The 19,089-nt window shown below is 66.0% G+C and carries 17 protein-coding genes and 1 pseudogene; 10 read left to right on the top strand and 8 right to left on the bottom strand.

The window, feature by feature from the left end:
• Positions 1–18 precede the first annotated feature (18 nt).
• From QM693_RS07650 to QM693_RS07615, 8 genes are all read left to right on the top strand, one after another.
• Positions 19–891, top strand: coding sequence for an alpha/beta fold hydrolase (locus QM693_RS07650; protein ID WP_283351898.1), 873 nt, complete (start codon positions 19–21; stop codon positions 889–891).
• 332 nt (positions 892–1,223) lie between these two features.
• Complete coding sequence (locus QM693_RS07645) at positions 1,224–2,204, top strand: ABC transporter substrate-binding protein (RefSeq protein ID WP_283351897.1); 981 nt, start codon at positions 1,224–1,226, stop codon at positions 2,202–2,204.
• Positions 2,201–3,091 (top strand): ABC transporter ATP-binding protein, encoded by an 891-nt coding sequence (locus QM693_RS07640; RefSeq protein ID WP_283351896.1) that lies wholly within the window; start codon positions 2,201–2,203, stop codon positions 3,089–3,091. The genes QM693_RS07645 and QM693_RS07640 overlap by 4 nt, the downstream gene beginning before the upstream one ends.
• On the top strand, positions 3,088–3,921 hold the full coding sequence (locus QM693_RS07635) for an ABC transporter permease (RefSeq protein ID WP_283351895.1): 834 nt from the start codon (positions 3,088–3,090) through the stop codon (positions 3,919–3,921). The genes QM693_RS07640 and QM693_RS07635 overlap by 4 nt, the downstream gene beginning before the upstream one ends.
• A gap of 226 nt (positions 3,922–4,147) precedes the next feature.
• The gene (locus tag QM693_RS07630) at positions 4,148–5,158 is read left to right on the top strand and encodes an NAD(P)/FAD-dependent oxidoreductase (RefSeq protein ID WP_283351894.1); all 1,011 of its coding nucleotides are present in this window, start codon (positions 4,148–4,150) and stop codon (positions 5,156–5,158) included.
• A 2-nt stretch (positions 5,159–5,160) separates the two neighbouring features.
• Entirely contained in the window at positions 5,161–5,481 is a 321-nt protein-coding gene (locus QM693_RS07625) for a DUF362 domain-containing protein (RefSeq protein ID WP_280780158.1), read from the top strand.
• The gene (locus tag QM693_RS07620) at positions 5,481–6,320 is read left to right on the top strand and encodes an alpha/beta fold hydrolase (protein WP_283351893.1); all 840 of its coding nucleotides are present in this window, start codon (positions 5,481–5,483) and stop codon (positions 6,318–6,320) included. Before QM693_RS07625 ends, QM693_RS07620 begins: the two co-directional genes overlap by 1 nt.
• Positions 6,321–6,409: 89 nt before the next feature.
• Entirely contained in the window at positions 6,410–7,303 is an 894-nt protein-coding gene (locus tag QM693_RS07615) for an IclR family transcriptional regulator (protein WP_283335011.1), read from the top strand.
• Between the two features lie 24 nt (positions 7,304–7,327).
• On the opposite strand, the gene QM693_RS07610 is transcribed toward QM693_RS07615, so the two are convergent.
• From QM693_RS07610 to QM693_RS07590, 5 genes are all read right to left on the bottom strand, one after another.
• The gene (locus QM693_RS07610; protein ID WP_283351892.1) at positions 7,328–8,872 is read right to left on the bottom strand and encodes an AMP-binding protein; all 1,545 of its coding nucleotides are present in this window, start codon (positions 8,870–8,872) and stop codon (positions 7,328–7,330) included.
• A 40-nt stretch (positions 8,873–8,912) separates the two neighbouring features.
• Positions 8,913–9,857, bottom strand: a complete 945-nt coding sequence (locus QM693_RS07605) for a quinone oxidoreductase family protein (protein WP_283351891.1) — start codon at positions 9,855–9,857, stop codon at positions 8,913–8,915.
• A gap of 54 nt (positions 9,858–9,911) precedes the next feature.
• Complete coding sequence (locus tag QM693_RS07600) at positions 9,912–12,254, bottom strand: CaiB/BaiF CoA-transferase family protein (RefSeq protein ID WP_283351890.1); 2,343 nt, start codon at positions 12,252–12,254, stop codon at positions 9,912–9,914.
• A gap of 132 nt (positions 12,255–12,386) precedes the next feature.
• Positions 12,387–13,367, bottom strand: coding sequence for an ABC transporter substrate-binding protein (locus QM693_RS07595; protein WP_283351889.1), 981 nt, complete (start codon positions 13,365–13,367; stop codon positions 12,387–12,389).
• Between the two features lie 31 nt (positions 13,368–13,398).
• The gene (locus tag QM693_RS07590; protein WP_283335015.1) at positions 13,399–14,190 is read right to left on the bottom strand and encodes an enoyl-CoA hydratase/isomerase family protein; all 792 of its coding nucleotides are present in this window, start codon (positions 14,188–14,190) and stop codon (positions 13,399–13,401) included.
• Between the two features lie 493 nt (positions 14,191–14,683).
• On the opposite strand from QM693_RS07590, the gene QM693_RS07585 reads away from it, so the two are divergent.
• Positions 14,684–16,327 carry a carboxylesterase/lipase family protein gene (locus QM693_RS07585; RefSeq protein WP_283351888.1) on the top strand — a complete coding sequence of 548 codons (1,644 nt, stop codon included), beginning with the start codon at positions 14,684–14,686 and terminating at the stop codon, positions 16,325–16,327.
• A 392-nt stretch (positions 16,328–16,719) separates the two neighbouring features.
• On the opposite strand, the gene QM693_RS07580 is transcribed toward QM693_RS07585, so the two are convergent.
• Positions 16,720–17,364 (bottom strand): RES family NAD+ phosphorylase, encoded by a 645-nt coding sequence (locus tag QM693_RS07580; RefSeq protein WP_283351887.1) that lies wholly within the window; start codon positions 17,362–17,364, stop codon positions 16,720–16,722.
• On the bottom strand, positions 17,365–17,991 hold the full coding sequence (locus QM693_RS07575; RefSeq protein WP_283351886.1) for a MerR family transcriptional regulator: 627 nt from the start codon (positions 17,989–17,991) through the stop codon (positions 17,365–17,367). It lies immediately after the preceding gene.
• A 192-nt stretch (positions 17,992–18,183) separates the two neighbouring features.
• On the opposite strand from QM693_RS07575, the gene QM693_RS07570 reads away from it, so the two are divergent.
• The gene (locus tag QM693_RS07570) at positions 18,184–18,717 is read left to right on the top strand and encodes a hypothetical protein (protein ID WP_280780147.1); all 534 of its coding nucleotides are present in this window, start codon (positions 18,184–18,186) and stop codon (positions 18,715–18,717) included.
• A 121-nt stretch (positions 18,718–18,838) separates the two neighbouring features.
• On the opposite strand, the pseudogene QM693_RS07565 reads toward QM693_RS07570, so the two are convergent.
• Positions 18,839–19,012 (bottom strand): annotated as a pseudogene (locus QM693_RS07565) (YidH family protein); the annotation flags it as partial.
• Positions 19,013–19,089: the final 77 nt, after the last annotated feature.

Here is a 19,089-nt window from a genome sequence, read left to right as displayed (position 1 = left end):
CCGACAAAGGACACACACATGACAATCTGGAACGAACTCGCCGGACTCGACTTCGCGGTCAAGACGGTGGACGCAGCCGGAGTTCCCACCCGGTCGCTACAGGCCGGCGCGGGCGAGGAGGCAGTGATCTTCCTCCACGGCACCAGCGGTCACCTGGAAGCCTTCGCGCGTAACATCGCCGCACATGCTCCGCACTACGTGTGCCACGCGATCGACATGCTGGGCCACGGCTACACGGGCAAACCGGATTACCCGTACGAAATTCCGCGCTATGTAGACCATCTCGTGAATTACCTCGACGCGGTCGGGCTGGACAAGGTCCACCTCGTCGGAGAATCGCTGGGCGGCTGGGTTGCCGCGTACCTCGCAAGTGAGCAGCCCGAGCGAGTGCTGTCGCTGCAACTGCTCGCCGCCGGAGGCACCGTCGCAAACCCCGACGTGATGCAGCGCATTCGCACTTCGACCACCAAGGCCGTCCAGAGCAACGACATCGAACTCACCCGTGCCCGGCTGCACCTGCTGATGCACGATCCGGTCAACGCCACCGAGGAACTGGTGGAGGCCCGGCACCGGATCTACCACCAGCCCGAGTTCGTCGCCAACATTCACAACCTGCTGTCGCTGCAGGACATGGACACACGTCAGCGAAACCTGCTACGGCCCGATCGGCTCGCACGCATCCAGGCACCGACATTGGTCGTATGGGGCCACGAGAACCCCTTCGGGGACGTGCCGGAGGCCGAGCAGATGGCCGCGGACATCGCAGGTGCGCAGCTGCAGCTGTATCCGGAATGCGGCCACTGGCCCCAGCACGAGCAGGCGGCGCTGTACAACCCGCTGAGTCTGGAGTTCCTGGCGAAGGCGTCCGAGCGCGTGAAGAGCGTCGTCTGACCGGAGCCGACAGCACGAAACCGTGAAGCCGGCCGCGTCCTCGAGCGCGGCCGGCTTCGTGCATCGAAAGTCGGTCAGCGCCTTCGGCGGCCTGACCGACTGTGCCATGTAGTTCAGTCCCCGCCCGGCGACCGCACTCGCCGGAAACGCCGATGTGTTTCCTTTGCGTTTCGAACAAGCCGCACCTACCAGCCACGATGTTCCCGCGCGGGTAAGTTCTGCGGCCTGGTCCGCACGGTGGACCCGGTTGATTCACGCCCCACCGAGGTGCCGTTAAGTTTTCACCACAACCCCACAAATGAGGTCCAGATCACAATAGGAGGTGTACAAACATGGCCTGGCGATCGATACTCGGCAAGGTGACACTTGCCTCAGCGGCGGTGGTTCTCACGATTTCGACCGGGGCGTGCAGCCGCCCCGCCACGCAGACCACCGCCGATTCCGCCGGCGGTCCGCTCCGGATCGCCGTTGGCATCGACGCGTCGTACGCGCCCTTCTTCGTCGCTGACCAGGAGGGCATGTTCGCCGATGCCGGCCTCGACGTCGAGCTGGTCCAGTTCGGCCGGGGTGGCGAAGCCGTCGACGCGCTCGCGACCGGCCAGGTCCAGCTGGCCGGCAGTTCGGACACCACGACGATCGCGCAGCTACGCCAGAATCCGTCCCTGCGGGCGATGTACTCGTACGAGGTGTCCGGCGACTACCTCAAGGTGGTGTTGCGTAACGGGGTCGACTCGGCCGCTGACATCCGCAAGATGGGCATCGTCCCGGGGCTGAGCCAGATCTCGACCGACAGATACCTCCAGGCCAACGGAGTTCCTGCCGGGTCGGTCGAGACGGTCTCCGCCACCCCCACGGACATGCCGGCGCTCCTCGACCGGGGTGACATCGACGGATACGTCCTGTGGGAACCGTGGCCGGCCACCGCGCTCGCGCAGGGCAGCGGGCACATCACAGCAGTCACCGGTGACTTCGACTGGTTCTACCACCACTGGGCGATCACGACCGAGCCCTGGCTCGACCAGAACGAGGGCACCGCCCGTGCGGTTGCCCGGGTGCTCGTCGACGCCACCGCGCGGGTGGAGTCCGATCCTCGAACCGCAGCCGCCGCGACCAGGACTGCCGTCAACGTAGCCGACGACCAGACCGTCACCGCGGTCGACGAGATCAACTTCGGCGTCGAGAACCTGACCGACAAGAGCATCGAGACCGCACAGTCGATCGTCGACTTCTACAAGAAGATCGGCGTTCTCTCCGAGCAGCCGGATCTGGCCTCGGCCATGCTGCTCGATTGGTACCAGGAGGAAAAGAAATGACCGTCCCCACACGCGGCACAACCGCCGTCCCCAGCGGCGGCACGACCGCCGTTGCATCGGGCGGCCCAGCCGCCGCGCCCAGTCCGGCCAGAACCGTCACCGGCGTCCCCATCCAGATCCGCGATCTGGGCATCAGTTTCGGAGCCGCCGAGATCGTGTCGGGAATCGACCTCGAGGTGCGACCGGGCGAGTTCGTGTGCCTGCTCGGCCCGTCGGGGTGCGGCAAGTCGACACTTTTGTCCGCGATGGCCGGATTCATCGAGCCCCGCGCCGGCGAGATCACCTGCGACGGCGACGAGGTGAACGGCAGCAACCCACACGCCGGCATGGTCTTCCAGAGTTCCGAGGCCCTGTTCGAGTGGATGACCGTGACCCAGAATGTCGCCTACGGACCCCGGATGCACGGGGCCGGCAAGGCCGACCAGGCGCGCATCGCCGCCGAGTACCTCGCGATGGTCGGTCTCCCACACGCCGGCAAGAAGTTTCCGGCACAGCTGTCGGGCGGTATGCGGCAACGGGTACAGATCGCGAGAGTCCTGGCCAACCAACCGTCGCTGGTGTTGATGGACGAACCCTTCGGCGCACTCGACGCCCAGACCCGGCAGGTCCTGCAGGTCGAGCTCGACCGAATCTGGCGGCACACCGGGTGCACCGTCGTGTTCGTCACACATGACATCGATGAGGCCTTGACGCTCGCCGACCGTGTCGTGGTGATGTCGGCCGGACCCAAGGCGCGAATCAAGAGCATCTACGAGGTGCACGCACAGCGCCCACGGGACAGGGCGCACCCCGACGTGATCGATATGTACGAGAAGTTGCGTGACGACATCCGCGCCGAGGTCGTGGCCTCGCTCCGCAATCAGGGCATCGAGGAGGACCAGCTATGACCGCAGCGGTACAGAACACCGTCCCCACCCGCGGCGAACGAGCGCAACCGGCCCGAACGAGACGCTCGAGCGCAGGGGGGGCCGCCCTGCGCACGGCGGCGCTGTGGGTCGCTTCCGCGGTCATCGGCCTAGGGGTGTGGTCATTCCTCGCCTGGTGGTACGGACCGACGACCGTCGCCTCTCCCGCTCAAGTCGTCACAGCAGCAGGGGAACTGGCGGAAAGCGGTGTCCTCTGGACATCGATCTGGGCGTCGGCCCAGCGCATTCTGGTCGGGTGGAGTCTCGGCGTCGTGATCGGTGCCCCCGTCGGCATTCTCATGGGCCGCGTCAACCTCGTGCGTCAACTGCTCGACCCGTATATCGAATTCTTCCGTTTCATCCCCCCGATCGCGTTCGTGACATTGGCGGTGGTGTGGTTCGGCATCGGTGAGACGTCCAAGATAGTGCTGATCTTCTACACGTCGGTGTTCATCGTCACCGTGAGCACGATCGCCGCGACCGTCGCGATCAGCGAGAACAAGCTGCAGGCCGCCGCGAACCTGGGAGCCGGCAAACTGCAGATCATGAAGACGGTGGTGCTGCCGTCGTCGGTGCCGGGCATCGTCACCGGCGCCCGTCTTGCAATGGGCAACAGCTTCCTGACCATCGTCTCCGCCGAGATCGTGGCGGCCGACCACGGCATCGGCTCGATGATCTGGCAGGCCCGGAACTACGGGCGCATCGACTGGACATTCGTGGGCATCATCGTGCTCGGGATCATGGGCTTTCTGTTCGACCGTGTCCTGAGGGTGCTGTCGGGCCGGTACCTGGCGCGGTACGGCGTCAAGTAGTAGTCCTCGTGCCTGCCTGCGCACAGAGCACCGGGTAACGAGTCGTCGGACGACTCCGGCGTCGATAGAACAGAACTACAGGCGGGTCCACCGGCGTTTCTCCTTCGCCGGCGGACCCGCCTTTTCCGTGTTCGTGTCCGTTCCTGTCAGCGGCAGGAATGAACACAGTCTGCTGACCGGACCGGTTTCATTTATCCGGCACGGCAACATGATTAGCGTTGCCGGCATGAACGCTTCGCTCAACGCGTCGACCGGCACGGACCTCGACGTCGACATTCTCATTATCGGTGCCGGCCCGGCCGGTCTCTACGCTGCGTACTACGCCGGATTCCGCGGGCTCCGGGTCGCCGTTCTCGACGCTCTGTCCGAGCCCGGTGGCCAGGTGAGCGCGATGTACCCGGAGAAGGCGATCCTCGACATCGCGGGTTTTCCATCCGTGAAAGGGCGAGATCTCGTGAATGGATTGCTGACGCAAGCCGCACCGTTCGATCCGGCATATCTGCTCGGCGAGCAGGCCCGGACGCTGGATCATGCCGAGGACGGACGTGTCATGATCGGGACGAGCAAGGGACGCACCGTCACCGCCGGCGCGGTCGTGATCACCGGTGGGATCGGGACATTCACGCCACGCCCTCTGGTGAAGGGGCTCGATTTCGTCGACCGCGGTCTCAGCTACTTCGTGCCCGACCTGTCCGCGCACACCGGTAAGGACGTGGTAATCGTGGGCGGCGGCGACAGCGCCTTCGACTGGGCGGTCCACCTCGAGCCGATCGCATCGTCGGTGACCCTGGTGCATCGTCGCGACAAGTTCCGTGCACACGCGGCGACGGTGACGAAGGTCCGTGAGAGCACTGTGCGGATGCTGGTCAACGCGGACATTGCCGAGGTCCGTGGCAACGGCTGGGTCGCAGAGGTGGACGTCGCGCACAAACTCGACGAGACCACCACGACGTTGCCGGCACAAACCATCATCGCCGCTCTAGGATTCACCGCCGACCTCGGGCCGATGACCGAGTGGGGACTCGAGATCGATTCGCGCAACATCGTCGTCAATACCCGAATGGAGACCACCGTGCCGCGCGTATATGCGGCCGGCGACATCACCGACTACCCGGGAAAGGTCCGGCTCATCGCCGTCGGATTCGGTGAGGCCGCGACCGCGGTCAACAACGCCGCGGCCGTCCTCGACCCGGATGCGGAAATCTTCCCGGGCCATTCCACCGAAAAGGAGAGCTGACAATGGCATTCGTCATAGGCGAAGCGTGCATCGACTACATGGACCGCTCCTGCATGGAGGAGTGCCCGGTCGACTGCATCTACGAGGGTGAGCGCAAGCTCTACATCAATCCGAACGAGTGCATCGACTGCGGCGCCTGCGAACTCGCCTGCCCGGTCGAGGCGATCACGGTGGATCGGAAGGCAGACCCCGACTTCAAGGAGGACGCGAAACGTTTCTTCCTCGAGGTCCTGCCGACCCGGGCGGAGCCGGTCGGCAATCCGGGCGGCGCCGCGAAGATCGACGTGATCGGCGTGGACACCCCCATGGTCACGGCCTACTGATGGCGATACGGTTCGGCTACGCCGACACGACGTTCGGACAACTGCACTATGCGGAATCGGGCAGTGGCCGGCCGCTCCTCCTGCTGCATCAGACCCCGCGGTCCTGGGACGAGTTCCGCGAGTTGATCCCGCTCCTGGACGACGAGTTCCGGGTTCTCGCCCTGGACACGGTGGGGTTCGGAGCGAGTGCGCCACTCGCTCCGCCGCAGACGATCGAGTCGTTCGCCGACGCCGCCTGGGAGTTCCTCGACGCCGTGAACGCCGGACCGGTGGCGGTCCTCGGACATCACACCGGCGCCGCGGTGGCGATGGAGATGGCCGCCGGCCGCCCCGGTGAAGTCGATGCTGTGGTGCTGTCCTCCTGCCCGTGGACGGAGGGTAACAACCGCAACGGCGAACCGGATTCGGGAGTCGTGGACCGCGCCGTCCGCGAACCCGACGGCAGCCACCTGCAGACCCTGTGGAACCTGAGACGACCGTATTACCCTTCCTCGGCAACGGATTTGCTCGACCGCTTCCTGCGCGACGCCCTCGCGCACGGTGTCGATCCCGCCGAGGGACACCGTGCCTGCGCTCGTTACCACATGGCGGACCGCATCGAAGCGGTGACGGCGCCGGTGCTGCTGCTCGCTGCCGGCGCAGACCCGTTCTCGATGCCCCACCTACCGACGTTGAGGAAACAGTTCACCGGGGCGCGGGTGGTGCTCGAGGAGGTGATCGAGGACGGGACCGTTGCGTTGATCGAGCGAGAGGCACCGCGGGTAGCCGCGGTGGTCCAGTCCTTTCTGAACTCACCGGCCGTGCGGGTCGCGTCCGAAAATTTGGGACGGGTCCGGTGACCGAACCCTGTGGCGTGCGTCTCGCCATTGTTCAGCCCTAGCGTAGCTGTGATCGGGACGAATGCCCCGCCAACCGCCAGGAGGCAGCAGTGACTACAGAGGCGCAGCATTCGGCCGGCCTCGGCCCGGTCGTACCGATCCCCCCGGCACACCGCGTTGCGGGACAAGACATGTCGTCCGTTCTCGGCAAGGCCCGGCTCATTCTCGACGCGTTCGGGAGCGAGCACAGCGACCTCTCGCTCACCGAGCTCGCACGTCGAAGTGGTGTCGCGAAGGCGTCCGTGCACCGGCTGGCCGGCGAACTCGTCGAATGGGGACTCCTCGAGCGGGCGGGCACGAAGTACCGCTTGGGCCTGCGGCTGTTCGAACTCGGACAGCTCGTCCCCCGGCAGCGCATCCTGCGTGACGCCGCCCTGCCCTTCATGGAAGACCTGCTCCTTGCAACGCAGGAGACGGTGCACTTCGCGGTTCGGGACGGTATCGACGTGCTCTACATCGAGAAGATCGTCGGTCACCGCGGATTGCAACAGCAGTCGCGGGTGGCGGGCCGGTTGCCGCTGTACTGCACCGCGACCGGGAAGATGATCCTGGCGTTCTCGCCGCAGGCGGTGTTCGACGAAGTGATCGAGCAAGGATTCACCGCTCTCACCGCCCGCACCACGATGTCGGTCGCCGTCCTGCGCCAGCAACTCCACCGCATGCGCAACGAGCAACTCGCAGTCGAAGTCGAAGAGACCCGCATCGGCTACATGAGTGTTGCCGTGCCGGTGTTCAGCGGACCCCGGACCCTCGCCGGAGCCCTGTCGGTAACGGGTCCGACGGCGCGGCTCAACGTCAGCCGGGTTGCCGGCGCCCTACGAACCGCGGGCATCGGGATCTCCCGAGCACTTCACGCGATGCGCTGCGCATACTCGGCGACCGACATGGCAGGCGCCGAGGCATGTACGCCCGCGATGTGCTCGTTCAACGGGTGCGGCCGGTAACCGGTGGTTCGAGGCGGCTGCCGGTCACCGGGACGGGACGGCGTCGGCATCCCAGGTGCCGCTGCCGACCCCACGCGAACGGAGTACCTCCTTGCGGACCTTGCCGGTCTCGGTCAACGGCAGTTCACTGACGAAATCGATGAACCGCGGCAGAGCAAAGTACGCCAGTTGTAGTGCCGCATGGTGCCGTAGGTCCTCGGGGCTCGACTGCATTCCTTCCCGGAGTACCACGGCAGCCATCACTTCGTCCTCGGCGAGTTCCGACGGCACCGGAAAGACCGCGACCTGCGCGACCGCCGGATGCCGCGCCAGGGCCTCCTCGACCTCGGCGGAGAAGATGTTCTCGCCGCGCCGCCGGATGACGTCGCGGACCCGATCGACGAACCGATACCACCCGTCGGGTTCCCGGACCACCCGGTCGCCGGTGTCGATCCAGTCGCCCGCCATGCGGGGAGGCTCGGACAGGTACCCCGTGGCAAATCCTCCGGGAAGGTCTGTGCGGACGACGAGTTCGCCGGGCAGGCCGTCCAAGACGGGGTCGCCGGCGTCGTCGACGACCTTCGCGTCGTAGCCGTCGCGCACCGTTCCGAGATAGCCGGGTCGGCGATCGCCGGGCACAGTTCCGAGAACGAGATTCGTCTCGGTGGTGCCGTAGCCGTCGACGAGTTCGACGCCGAAACGCTCACGGAAGGGAGCCCACAGGCGGGCCGGAGTCGCCGGCGCCAGGGCGCGGGTGGCGCGGTGCTTCTTGTCTTCCACGGCGGGTTCCCGGCCGGTGAGCATCGCGACCATCGCACCGAGCAGGTAGATCACCGTGGCGTCGCTGTCGGCCACCTGCGCCCAGTATCGCCGCACCGAGAAATGTTCACCGAGCACAAATGTTCCTCCCGCAACCAGCGCCTGGAACAGTGTGTTGAGTGCATTCGTGTGGAACAGGGGAAGGCCGTTGTACAGAACGTCGTCGGGTCCCAGCCCCAGGGAGGCTCCCACCCCCGCTCCCCACCAGAGTGATTGAGCATGAGGGCAGCGGACCCCTTTCGGTTGCCCGGTCGTCCCGGATGTGAACAACACCGCCGCCGTGTCGAGCGCGGTTACCGCGGGTTCGGCCGCTCGTCCGGGGGTTCGGCTGTCTCCCGGCCCGGGAACGGACGAAGTGCCGAGTATCCAGGATTCACCGGTGAATCGCGTCTGCCGGAGCCGGGGCAGGAAGGTGGGCTCGATCAACAGGTGGCCCGCCCCGGACTGCTCGAGCACGCTGTCGAGGGCGGCGCCACGCAGTGCTGTGTTCAATGGCACCGTGACCGCTCCTAGCCAACTACAGCCGAGCAGCAGATCGATCAATTCGATGCGGTTGGCGCACATCGCCGCCACCGCGTCACCCCGGCCGATCCCATGTCTGGACAGCGCCTCGGCCGACGTTGCGGCTCGCTGCACGAGTTCGCGATAGGACACCTCCACGTCCCCGGCCCGGACGGCGAGATGATCGCCCCGCTCGGTGGCACGCTGAACGAGCAGGGACGGAATCGTCATCGCCGCCGGCAGCGGCAGAGAATCGGATTCGGGCGTCACGGGTGTCACCTTCCTTCGGCGAACGAGCGATGGCGGCCGGTCACGGTACGACGACCGCGCGGCCGGCGACCTTCCCTTCACGCATCATCTGCAGTGCACACGCGATGTCGTCGAGCGGAAACTCCTGAACCGCCATGCCGATCTCGCCGTCGACGAGGCGCCGAATGAGGTCGGGTGCGAGTTCTGCCTGTCGCGCACTCTTGCGAATCATGTTGACCGGCAGCAACTGTACATCCTTGAGCAGCCAGTTCGGCAAATCGATCGTGAGTTCGGTCCCCAGCGTGTAGCCGATCAGTGCGGCCCGCCCGCCCGGTACGACGCGCTCGAGCAGGTACGGCAGCGAGTCGCCGCCGAGGGTATCGACGAGAACGTCCGCCACTGGATCGGGCCCCAGCGTGTCGGCCAGTTCAGATCCACGGCCGACGACCGGTCGTACACCGTCGGGGACGAGCGGTACCTGGTCCGCCCGCGCCACCACACCGATCACGTCGGCGCCGGCGAGGAGCGCGAACTGTGCAGCCATGGACCCGACCGCGCCGGCGGCGCCGGACACGACGACCCGCTCACCGGCGGCGACGCGGGCGATGTCGTGGACCGCGACGAAACCGGTTGTGCTCGGGAGAAAGAACGTGGCCGCGATCGCCGGTTCGAGGGCCGAATCGAACGGTGTGAACACCTTGTCGGCGGCCACGAGGTATTCGGCCCAGCATCCGGGCTTGAAGAGTCCGACTCCGCCAGCCCGGACCAACACCCGAGTACTGGCGTCGAAAGTATCCGATTCGATCACGGTGCCGGCCCCGTCGGTGCCTCCGACGTGTGGCAGGGTCGGCTTGATATCGAAGTTCCCGCTGCCGACGGTGAGGTCGAGGTGCCCCAGCGCCGCCGCATCGATCCGGACGAGGGTCTGTCCGGGTTTCCGGGTCGGCACCTCGACGTCGTCGATGATCGGGTCGTGTCCGAATGTGTGAAAGCGGGCTGCACGCATGTTCTGTCCTTCGGGAGTGCTGTCGAGTGAAAAAGCCTGATCGAAGTGACCGGCTCAGGTGAGGACCGAGTCGGCTCGCAGCCGCGCAACGGTCTCCGCGGAGTAACCGGTGACCTCGCGGAGCACGGCATCGGTGTCCGCGCCCAGCACCGGCGCCGGTTGCCGGATCGTGACGGCTTTCCCGACCCGGATCGGAGCGCCCTGGTGGAGAAAGGCTCCCGCACGGGGATGGACTGCGGGCACGTAGTAACCGCGGGCACGCAGATGCGGATCGGCTTCGACGAGGTCCCGCCCGTTCTGCACGGACCCGGCGGGGACGCCCGCCTGCTGGAGTTGCTCAGCGACGAGATCGGCAGGCCGCGGCGACGTCCATGCCGTGATCGCTGCCGCGATGTCGGCTTCGTGCGCCCGTCGCGCCCCGGGCGTGCGGAAACGCTCGTCCGTGGCCCAACGCGGGCGGCCGATCACCGCGCACAATCTGGTCCAGTCCGCGTCGTCACGAACGGTGACCGCGCACCAGCGGTCGGGTCCGAGGCAGCGGAAGACGCCGTGCGGTGACATGTCGGGATGGGCATTGCCGAGCGGAACGGGAAGCTGTCCGGCGCCCGTCGCCTGCACGACACTGGTGCCCATGTGTGACGCCATCGCCTCCAGTTGGGAGAGATCGACGTGCTGACCGCGGCCCGTGCGGCCTCGGTGCTCGAGGGCGGCGAGAACCGCTGCGGCGCCGTGTAATCCTGCGACGATGTCGCCATGACCGTAGATCACTCCGACGACGTCGTCGGCACTCCACCCGGTGAGAGCGGTCAGTCCGGTGGCCGCGGAGACGATGTCCGCGTAGGTGACCCAATCGCGTCGCGGTCCGGTGTGGCCGGTCCCCGACATGGAGACGTACACGATGTCCGGACGTAAGGACCGCAGTCGTTCGTACCCGAAGCCCATCTTCTCCATCACCGAGGAACTGAAGTTCTCGACCACCACGTCGGACTGCGCCACGAGGTCGGCGAGCACGGCCAGTCCTGCCTCGGAACGAGTGTCCAGGGTGATGCTGCGCTTGTTCCTGTTGACGTCGTTGAAGTACCCGCTGGTGTTCGGATCGTCGTGTGGTCCGCGGGACAGGTGCATGAACGGCGCGAACCGTGTCGGGTCGGGTCGGCCCGACGACTCGACTTTGATGACGTCGGCGCCGTGGTCCGCCAGGATCTGAGTGCAGTAGGGACCGGCGAGAACCCAGGTGAGGTCCAGGACCCGGACGCCCGACAGGGGCAGCAGGTCAGGCCCGGATGCGGTCACGGTCGGTTCGAGGACTTCGGGTTCCGGCTCGTCGAGGAGGAACTGGTGCGCACCGATCGGCGGGACCGGCAGGGCCCGGGTCCTCCCTCCTTCCGGGAAGGGGAAGGAGAAGCCCAGATCTCGTACGGTGGACCCGGGCTCGTCGACGTCGACGAAGAAGTCGCGGGCCTGGAGTTGGGGGTTGGACAACAGTTCGTCCGGTCGGACGACGGCGGACCACGGCAGCTTGCGTTGTTGCGCCGCCCGCGCGAAGTCCTCCTTCGGCCACTTGTCGAGGAAACCCTGCAGCACGGCGAAGATGTGGTCCTGGTGCTCTTTCCGCTCGACGGGGTCAGCCCATTTCGGGTCGTCCAGATCCTCCTGGGCACCCTCCTCGACCAGCCAGGAGACCAGCGCGTCCCACATTCGGGGACTTCCGCCGAGCCCGCCACCGACATAGCCGTCGGCGGCCCGGAACAGGCCGTGCGGTACCAACGGGTGCACCCGGCCGGGTCGGTCCGGGACGCGATCCTCGTGGAGATAGGCCAGGGCGCCGGCCTCGAGGCCTGCCGCCACACATTCCTGTGCGGAGACGTCGATCAGGGGGACCGGGCCCTGACGCCGCGACCGGAGTCCGAGTAACACCGCGATCGCGGCGTTCACCCCTGCCAGCTGTTCGGCTTGGCCCTGAGGTAGAGACAGCGGGGGCCCAGCAGGTTCACCCACTTGAGCGAGCATTCCGCCGAGGGCCGCGAGCGTCAGGTCGGTGGCGCACCACTGGCGGCGCGGACCGTCGACGCCGAAAGGTGTGACTCGTACGTGAACGACCGATCCCGGTGCCAGCTCGATCGGCTCGTCGCCGACGGCGCTGCCATCGAGGTAAACGTCCGCCCCGGCCACCAGGTGCGCCAGTTCCGCACGGCCCACGGCTGTCTCGACGTCGATCGTGACGGATTTCTTTCCGGCGTGCCAGTGCGTGAATGCGTGGCCGTCCAGTTCCCGTCGGGTCGGATCGCCCTCCGGCGGTTCGATCAGAACGACCTCGTATCCCAGTCCGACCAGGATGCGGCCGGCGAATCGGCTCAGCGGGCTGGACAACTCCACCACGCGAATTGCGCTTTCCACCAGAAGGACTCCGTTTCATTGTTCCCAGCGGGCGTCCGCCCGTTCACTGGACCCGAACCTACGTCGCGTTCTCGTACCAGTGAATCGATCTGTTCTGCTGACCGAACCGGACGGACGCGCCGTCGCCGAGGGTCATGCCGGGGGTTGGTTCACGTGGGCTGTGACCCACCCACGGAGCAGAACGCGCGAGGTATCGACTTCTCCTGTGATCTTGCCCTGGCCTCGGAAGAAGGTGACCAGTTCATTCGCCCGTGCCACGTCGTCGTCCGTGAAGTCGCGCACTCCGAAATCGATCTGGGAGACGGTCCGACGGGCCTCGGCCGGATCCATCTGGATCGAGTCGGAGATCGCCTTGGCAGCCCGGTCCGGGTCGGCATCGGTAATTGCAGCAGCCTCGGCGATCACGTCGAAGACCCGGGCCGCGACGTCCTCGTTCGCCGACAACCACGAATCGGATGCCAGGATCCACTGTGAATACTTGGCGCCGAAGTCACCGGTCGTCGCGACGACACGACCACCTGTCGCCACGGCCTGCTCGACCCACGGATCGAACGACAGGAATCCGTCGATGTCACCGCGAGCGAGCAGCGCCGGTTGCTCGGGTGGACTGGTGTTCACGAGCTTGACCGATGCCGGATCTCGCCCGAGGCTCCGCAGATACAAGTCGGTGAAGTAGAGCCCGATACCGGGGAACACACCCATCGTCTCGATGTCCTTCGGCTCCACACCCTCGCGCAGGACCACCTGGAAGTAGCGGTCGGAATCCTCGAACACACCGAGCGCGCGCAGCGACGGATTCGCGGCCATGACGGTGAGCGCCGTGGAGTCGGCGTTTCCGGACAATTCCGAAGTCCCTGCCACCACGTTCTGCGCGCCGGCCGCTCCGCCTTCGGTCTGCATCAACTGAACGTCCAGTCCGGCGTCGTCGAACATGCCCTCGGCGTCGGCCAGGAAAATCGGCGCGTACGACGGGTCGACGCCCACGGAGATGCGGATCAGCCCGCTCCCCTGCGCTGCTTCGGTCGCTGGCCGGGTACAGGACGTCGAGGCGACGGTGAGGGCCGCCAGTGCCGCGACGGCGAGAAACGCTCGCCGTCCGATCGAGTGTGTCATGAGCATCCTTTGGGTGAGGTGACGAGCAGGGTCAGCGACCAGTGAAATGCGGCGGTCGCTTGTCGAGGAAGGCTTGTAGACCCTCGGCGGCGTCGGCCGTGCGAATGAGGTCGAGGACACCCGCAAATTCCGCGTCCAGTGCCTGATCGAGTGGGAGTGTCCGCCCCGCTTCGACCACCCGCTTGAGGAGGCCGATAGCGGCCGTCGGTCTCGCCGCCCACTCGGCGGCGAGACGGTCTATCCGCGCGTCGAATTCGTCGTCGGGTACCACCTCGTCCACCAAGCCGATCTGCCGGGCCTCGTCGGCGGACAGGCGCCGACCCTCCATCATGAGGAGCTTCGCTCGATGCGCGCCGAGCAAGCGGGGCAAGCGCTGACTGCCGCCGGCCCCGGGAAACAGTCCGAGGCCGATTTCCGGGAACCCGATCGACGCCGACGCCGCCATCACCCGCACGTCACAGGCCAGTGACAACTCCGCTCCGCCGCCGAGTGCGTGCCCGTTGAGGGCTGCCAGCACGGGTTTCGGAGCGGTCTCGAGGACCTGCTGCACCTCGATCCAGGGCCGCATCGCGTGCTGCGTCTCCTCCGACAGTTCGCGCATCACTCGGATGTCGGCGCCGGCCACGAAGAAGCGTCCCGTTCCGCGCAGCACGATGCACCGCACGTCGGTGTTCGCCGCCAGCGGCTTCAGGGTGTCGAGCAATTCCGCGATCAGCGCAGGATCGAAAGCGTTCGCAGGCGGTCGCTCGATGCGCACGACCGCCACGGCGTCGGCCACAGCGGCATGGACCGACGCGGCGAGCGGAGGGAAGGAAGGCGTCATCTGTACTCCATGGGTCGGTCGACTGGAACTGAGAATTCGAGTATCGGTACCCGCGCGCCCCGGCACACCTCCAACGGTCCGGTAGGCGAACCCGCGACACGAAACCGGGCCGGGGACGCGAAGCATTTCGCCGAATCGCATGGACTCTCCGTCTCGACGCCTGAGAAACGGGGATGTGTCCCCGGGGCGCTGGCGTCCGGTAGTCAACGCCGACTATGTCTTTCGCAGATCTCCCGCATTCATTCAGGTCAGCCTTTCGGGTCCGTCTACCGGGACGGCCTTGTTGCGCCGTATGCCTCCACCTGCAGATACTTGGCTGCCAGCGGCGAGGGCTCCAAGCCTTCCTGTACCTGCGAAGTCTCGGGGTGAGCCTGCCGCCGTGAAAACGATCGGTACCAGCATTCCCGAGCAATCCGCCCTACTCGCCCGTGGCGACATCGGCGCCTTCATTTCGTTCGACCAGGCAATCATCTGACAATCCAAGGAGATTTGGGTGAGCGTTAGAACGCGACTGTTCGCGAAAACAACTATCGTGCTGGCATTGACGGCGGCCCTGACAGGTTGCGGCACACATGCGGGGCCCGAGCATGCAGCTTCACGCTCACAAGCAGAATCGGACAGTCATTCGTTGGTCGTCACAACGAAAACTGGTGACGTGGAGGGGATATCAGCTGGACAGGTGGACCAGTTCCTCGGCATGCCTTATGCGGCCCCACCCGTCGGCACCCTGCGGTGGGAGCCACCCGCACCGACGCCGACGTGGGACGGCATCCGTTCAGCAGCGGAATTCGGCCCGAGGTGCTATCAACCGGTGAGCAGTGGCAGCAACGATGTGTCTTATGGCGAAGATTGCCTGTATCTGAACGTATATACACCGTCCGAACGAACTGGAGGGCCCCTCCCGGTCCTGTTCTGGATTCACGGAGGTGGCTTCATGAGTGGTTCGGGAAGCCAGTCAGATGGGTCACAAATCGCGGAAAAGTTCAACACAGTCGTTGTCACCATCAACTACCGACTCGGCGCCTTCGGCTTCCTCCAGCTACCTGGGGCCGATGACGGCACCGCAGGCAACTTCGGACTCCTGGATCAGCAAGCAGCCCTGCACTGGGTTCAAGAGAACATCGCAGGTTTTGGCGGCGACCCCAGTCAAGTCACAATTGTGGGCCAATCTGCCGGAGGACACTCGGTGTGCGCCCAACTCGCGTCGCCGACAGCGAGCGGTCTGTTCCAGGGCGCGATCATCCAAAGCGGCGGATGCCCCAGCCACTCAACTGAAGAAGCCCAGGCCGACGCCGCCTCGTTCGCTGTTTCGACAGGCTGCTCCGAACCCGGCGACATGGCCCAGTGTCTACGATCCAGATCTGGTGACGAACTTCTCGCAGCGAGCACGAATTTCGGGGGAATCCTCACAGGCCCTCTGCCCATCGTTGGGGGCCCCGAACTTCCGATTGCACCAGACGCGGCGATCAAGTCTGGTTCGTTCAACAACGTCCCCATCATGATCGGAGAGACACGTGATGAAACCCGAGGCTGGGCAATCCCTTTCGCAGACGTGACCGAGGACCGATACAAGCAGGAACTGCAAGAAGAATTCGGACCACTTGCACACGCTGTCGCCGACCAGTACCCATACTCGTCATTCCCGAGTCCGTACGGTGCGGCCTACGCACTCAGTACGATATGGAATGACAGCAGTGTGTTCTACGGGCTCGGAGGATGCCAATACCTGACGCTGGCGAACGAAATGGCTGTCCACCAGCCACGAGTCTTCTTCTACAGGTTCGACGACGAGCACGCGCCCACACGCGAAACCAAACTCCCCGATTTCAACGTAGGAGCAGCGCATTCCACCCAGCTGCCGTACCTGTGGGGCGGGGAATTGGCGACGCGGTTCACTCCAGAACAGCAGCAATTGTCGCAAACGATGATGGCCTATTGGGCAGGATTCGCCGCGCACGGCAGTCCCACTGCTCCCACTCAGCCCGAATGGTCAGCGATCGGTGAGGGCAAAATCATGGTTCTGGATTCAGGCCCCAACACACGCACCGTCAGCACGGAGCAGTACGCAGCGGACCACCGGTGTGGATTCTGGAACGAGCAGAACTACAACTGGCTCCCCACCACTCCCACCGCCTGAGGTTCGTAACAACACTCTGGTTACCGTCACGCCGAGGCCCGCAGCGTTCTCACACGTACCGGGTCTTGCCATGGAAGGACGCAGGCCAGCACCGGGAGCGTAGTCGTGGGTCGCCGGCGGGTGGATCCACCTCATAGAGGCCGCTACAACCGTGCGCGGCCGGGGCGGAAACCCACATCATCCGTAGTGGACTCAGATGCAGGGTTTCCGGTTGTCAATACACCATCCGAATGATGAGTTGCGGACACCGACACGGGACACCGACATACAGTCCGACCGGACGTGTACCGATCACTTCCCTCCTCCGACGGAAGCGCGTCCTGCAGTCGATGTCGTTCCGTCACGGGACATGCGCCGCGTGCCCAACCGGTTCGCCCACGTGCGTCGCAGCGTCAGGTGATGGTGTAGCCGAGCTGATAGGCCGCGCTGTCGATCGGCCCGGACAACCCGGGATGCGACAACGGCAGCGACAACGCCGGCAGCGCAGGAAACGCGTCGGCGGCGCGTTCGGTGATCGCGATGCAGACACCGCCGGCGAACCGGCCGCGGTAGGCGATCCCATCGAGATCGTCATGGGCCTGGTGAATGGTACGGGCCCAGTGCTGGGTTCGGCCGTGTGCGGCAGAGTCGAGGGCGTGGTTGCCGCCGACCCGGGTCGCCCACGTCCCCTCGCCGATGCCGGACACATCGAGCAGTCGCAGCGGGCGGATAAATCGCAGCCCGGTCAGATACGGGTCGCCGCGGTGGCGGTCGATCACCCGGGCGCTCTGAAACGCCTCGGCCAACCCGCCGCGGGGACTGGAGGCGCCGTACCAGATGCCATAGCCGGGATGTTCGGCCCGCGGGAGCGGGTGGTGGTCGAACCGCAGGATCGGCCCGAACGTGCGCATCCCATTCCAGGGCAGCACATGGGTGCCGGTGGTGCGATGCACCCGCCACACCACCTCGGCCGGTTGCCAGTCGAACACTTCCTCGCCGCGCACGCCCGCATCACGAAGGTCGGCGATGGACGGCGGTGCGGGCAGCATCGACCCCATCTATGCCGATTCCCATTCGGCGGCGGTGATCACGTCTCGGACCTGTTCGATATCGGCGGCGGTTCCGGCGCTGCCGGTCAACCACGCCACGATCGACACCGACCGGCCCTCCACGGTCAGGGACGGTTGCGGGCGGGTCAGCAACGCCTGCACGGTCAGCGGGTGCAGATCCTTCGCCAGCAACGGCGCCACCTGGTCGAGGTGCGGCACCGCGCCGGTGTCGGTGAACTGGGCGGGCGGCAGCAACCGGTTCCGGCCCGACTGGAACGCCCACAGGGTGCCCTCGCCGAGGCGTTGCCGGATCCGGGCCGCGGTCACCCCGAGACGGTCCGCGGCCTCCGCGATCGACAGGGAGCTGCGGACCAGTTCCTGCATGCGAATGTCGCGGTCCACTCGTGCGGTCGTCGCCGCGGCCGGGTCGTCGACGAACCCGGCCCGATCGAGCAGGGCTGCGTCGTGGTCGGACAGCGACGGTGCCGCCGGGTTCCGGCCGGACAGGCTGTGCAGTATCTGGGCGAAGAACTGGCGTCCGACGTCGGTACCAGTCACCTCCCGCAGCGCATCCTCGAAACCGAGATCGCCGCGCAGGTAGCGGGCTTCAGTGCTGGCATCGGCGGGCTCGTTCATCACACCCACCCTCACTTTTATTAATTAACGGGCACAAATTCATGATAGCGGGAACTGGTTGGGGTCGCTACCGCGCCCCGCGGCGGAGCCCTCGGGTACGAAGTCGACCCGATGTCACCAAAACAATGCCAATCAGTCGGTTTTCCTGCACGATGCACCCAGCACCACCCACCCGACGAACAGGACCACCACATGCGCACGACCGCCCGCACCACACTCCTCGCCGCCGCGGCCATCCCCCTCGCCATCGCAACCGCCGCACCGGCATCAGCGGCCGAAGCCACCGACGTCACCTACGCCTTCAGCGTCACCGGATCGACCGTGACCAACACAATCACCAACAACACCGGCGCCACCATCGGCTGCACCACCTCCCTCGCCGCCGCACCCGGCGGCGTACTCCCACCGCTCGACGACATCATGCGCAGCGGGCAGTCCCTATACCAGCAGGACGACATACCACCTGGCACCACAACCCAATCGGTCACCGACGTCCCCGACGGCTCCTACGTCGCCCTCGCCTCCTGCGGACGCGAAGGAACCGACCCCGCCATGTGGGTCTCCAACTACCCCGGCATCGAGCAATACCTGGTCCAGTTCCCGATGACCGCCTACACCGTGCAACAAGCCTCGACCGTCGTCACCGTGCCCAGCGTCGACCCCGCACCACCCGCCGCCGCACTCGTCCCCGACCTCAGCGAACTAGGCACCCTCTTCGGCAGTTGAGCTCACCTGCCCGAGCCGGCGGACTCGGCGGCGCCCACCCAACTGTGGGAGCCGCCGCCCCGCACCGCCAGCAGATGCGACATCGATCCTCCTGCTCGGACCATGCGTCACCGTGCGCAGCGGAACCCGCGAGCATTCCGATCACCAGCACCGTGTGGACCGTCGGGCCGACCAACTCGGCCCCAAAGGCTTGGAGCCCTACGGCGGCCGCGAGAAGCCCTAGCGACGTCCGGCTCCAGGCCAGAAACGTCCGCTCGTTCGCGAGGGTGAAACGTGGATCCGGATCTGTACCCACGCGGAAGGCTCGGGGTCGCCATCTGCCCGCACGAACCTAACTCAGGAACAGACACGGCGTCAGCAGGCCGGTGAGCG

Source organism: Rhodococcus sp. IEGM 1305, from assembly GCF_030058635.1.
In the GTDB taxonomy this organism is placed as follows: domain Bacteria; phylum Actinomycetota; class Actinomycetes; order Mycobacteriales; family Mycobacteriaceae; genus Rhodococcus_F; species Rhodococcus_F opacus_D.
Note: the sequence above shows the minus strand (reverse complement) of the source record. Positions and strands in the feature narration are given on the sequence as shown.

Bases quoted from the DNA above. Each gene is read 5' to 3' on its own strand.
- QM693_RS07650 (WP_283351898.1), top strand. From the start codon at position 19: ATGACAATCTGGAACGAACTCGCCGGACTCGACTTCGCGGTCAAGACG.
- QM693_RS07645 (WP_283351897.1), top strand. From the start codon at position 1,224: ATGGCCTGGCGATCGATACTCGGCAAGGTGACACTTGCCTCAGCGGCG.
- QM693_RS07640 (WP_283351896.1), top strand. From the start codon at position 2,201: ATGACCGTCCCCACACGCGGCACAACCGCCGTCCCCAGCGGCGGCACG.
- QM693_RS07635 (WP_283351895.1), top strand. From the start codon at position 3,088: ATGACCGCAGCGGTACAGAACACCGTCCCCACCCGCGGCGAACGAGCG.
- QM693_RS07630 (WP_283351894.1), top strand. From the start codon at position 4,148: ATGAACGCTTCGCTCAACGCGTCGACCGGCACGGACCTCGACGTCGAC.
- QM693_RS07625 (WP_280780158.1), top strand. From the start codon at position 5,161: ATGGCATTCGTCATAGGCGAAGCGTGCATCGACTACATGGACCGCTCC.
- QM693_RS07620 (WP_283351893.1), top strand. From the start codon at position 5,481: ATGGCGATACGGTTCGGCTACGCCGACACGACGTTCGGACAACTGCAC.
- QM693_RS07605 (WP_283351891.1), bottom strand. From the start codon at position 9,857: ATGCGTGCAGCCCGCTTTCACACATTCGGACACGACCCGATCATCGAC.
- QM693_RS07595 (WP_283351889.1), bottom strand. From the start codon at position 13,367: ATGACACACTCGATCGGACGGCGAGCGTTTCTCGCCGTCGCGGCACTG.
- QM693_RS07590 (WP_283335015.1), bottom strand. From the start codon at position 14,190: ATGACGCCTTCCTTCCCTCCGCTCGCCGCGTCGGTCCATGCCGCTGTG.
- QM693_RS07580 (WP_283351887.1), bottom strand. From the start codon at position 17,364: ATGGGGTCGATGCTGCCCGCACCGCCGTCCATCGCCGACCTTCGTGAT.
- QM693_RS07575 (WP_283351886.1), bottom strand. From the start codon at position 17,991: ATGAACGAGCCCGCCGATGCCAGCACTGAAGCCCGCTACCTGCGCGGC.
- QM693_RS07570 (WP_280780147.1), top strand. From the start codon at position 18,184: ATGCGCACGACCGCCCGCACCACACTCCTCGCCGCCGCGGCCATCCCC.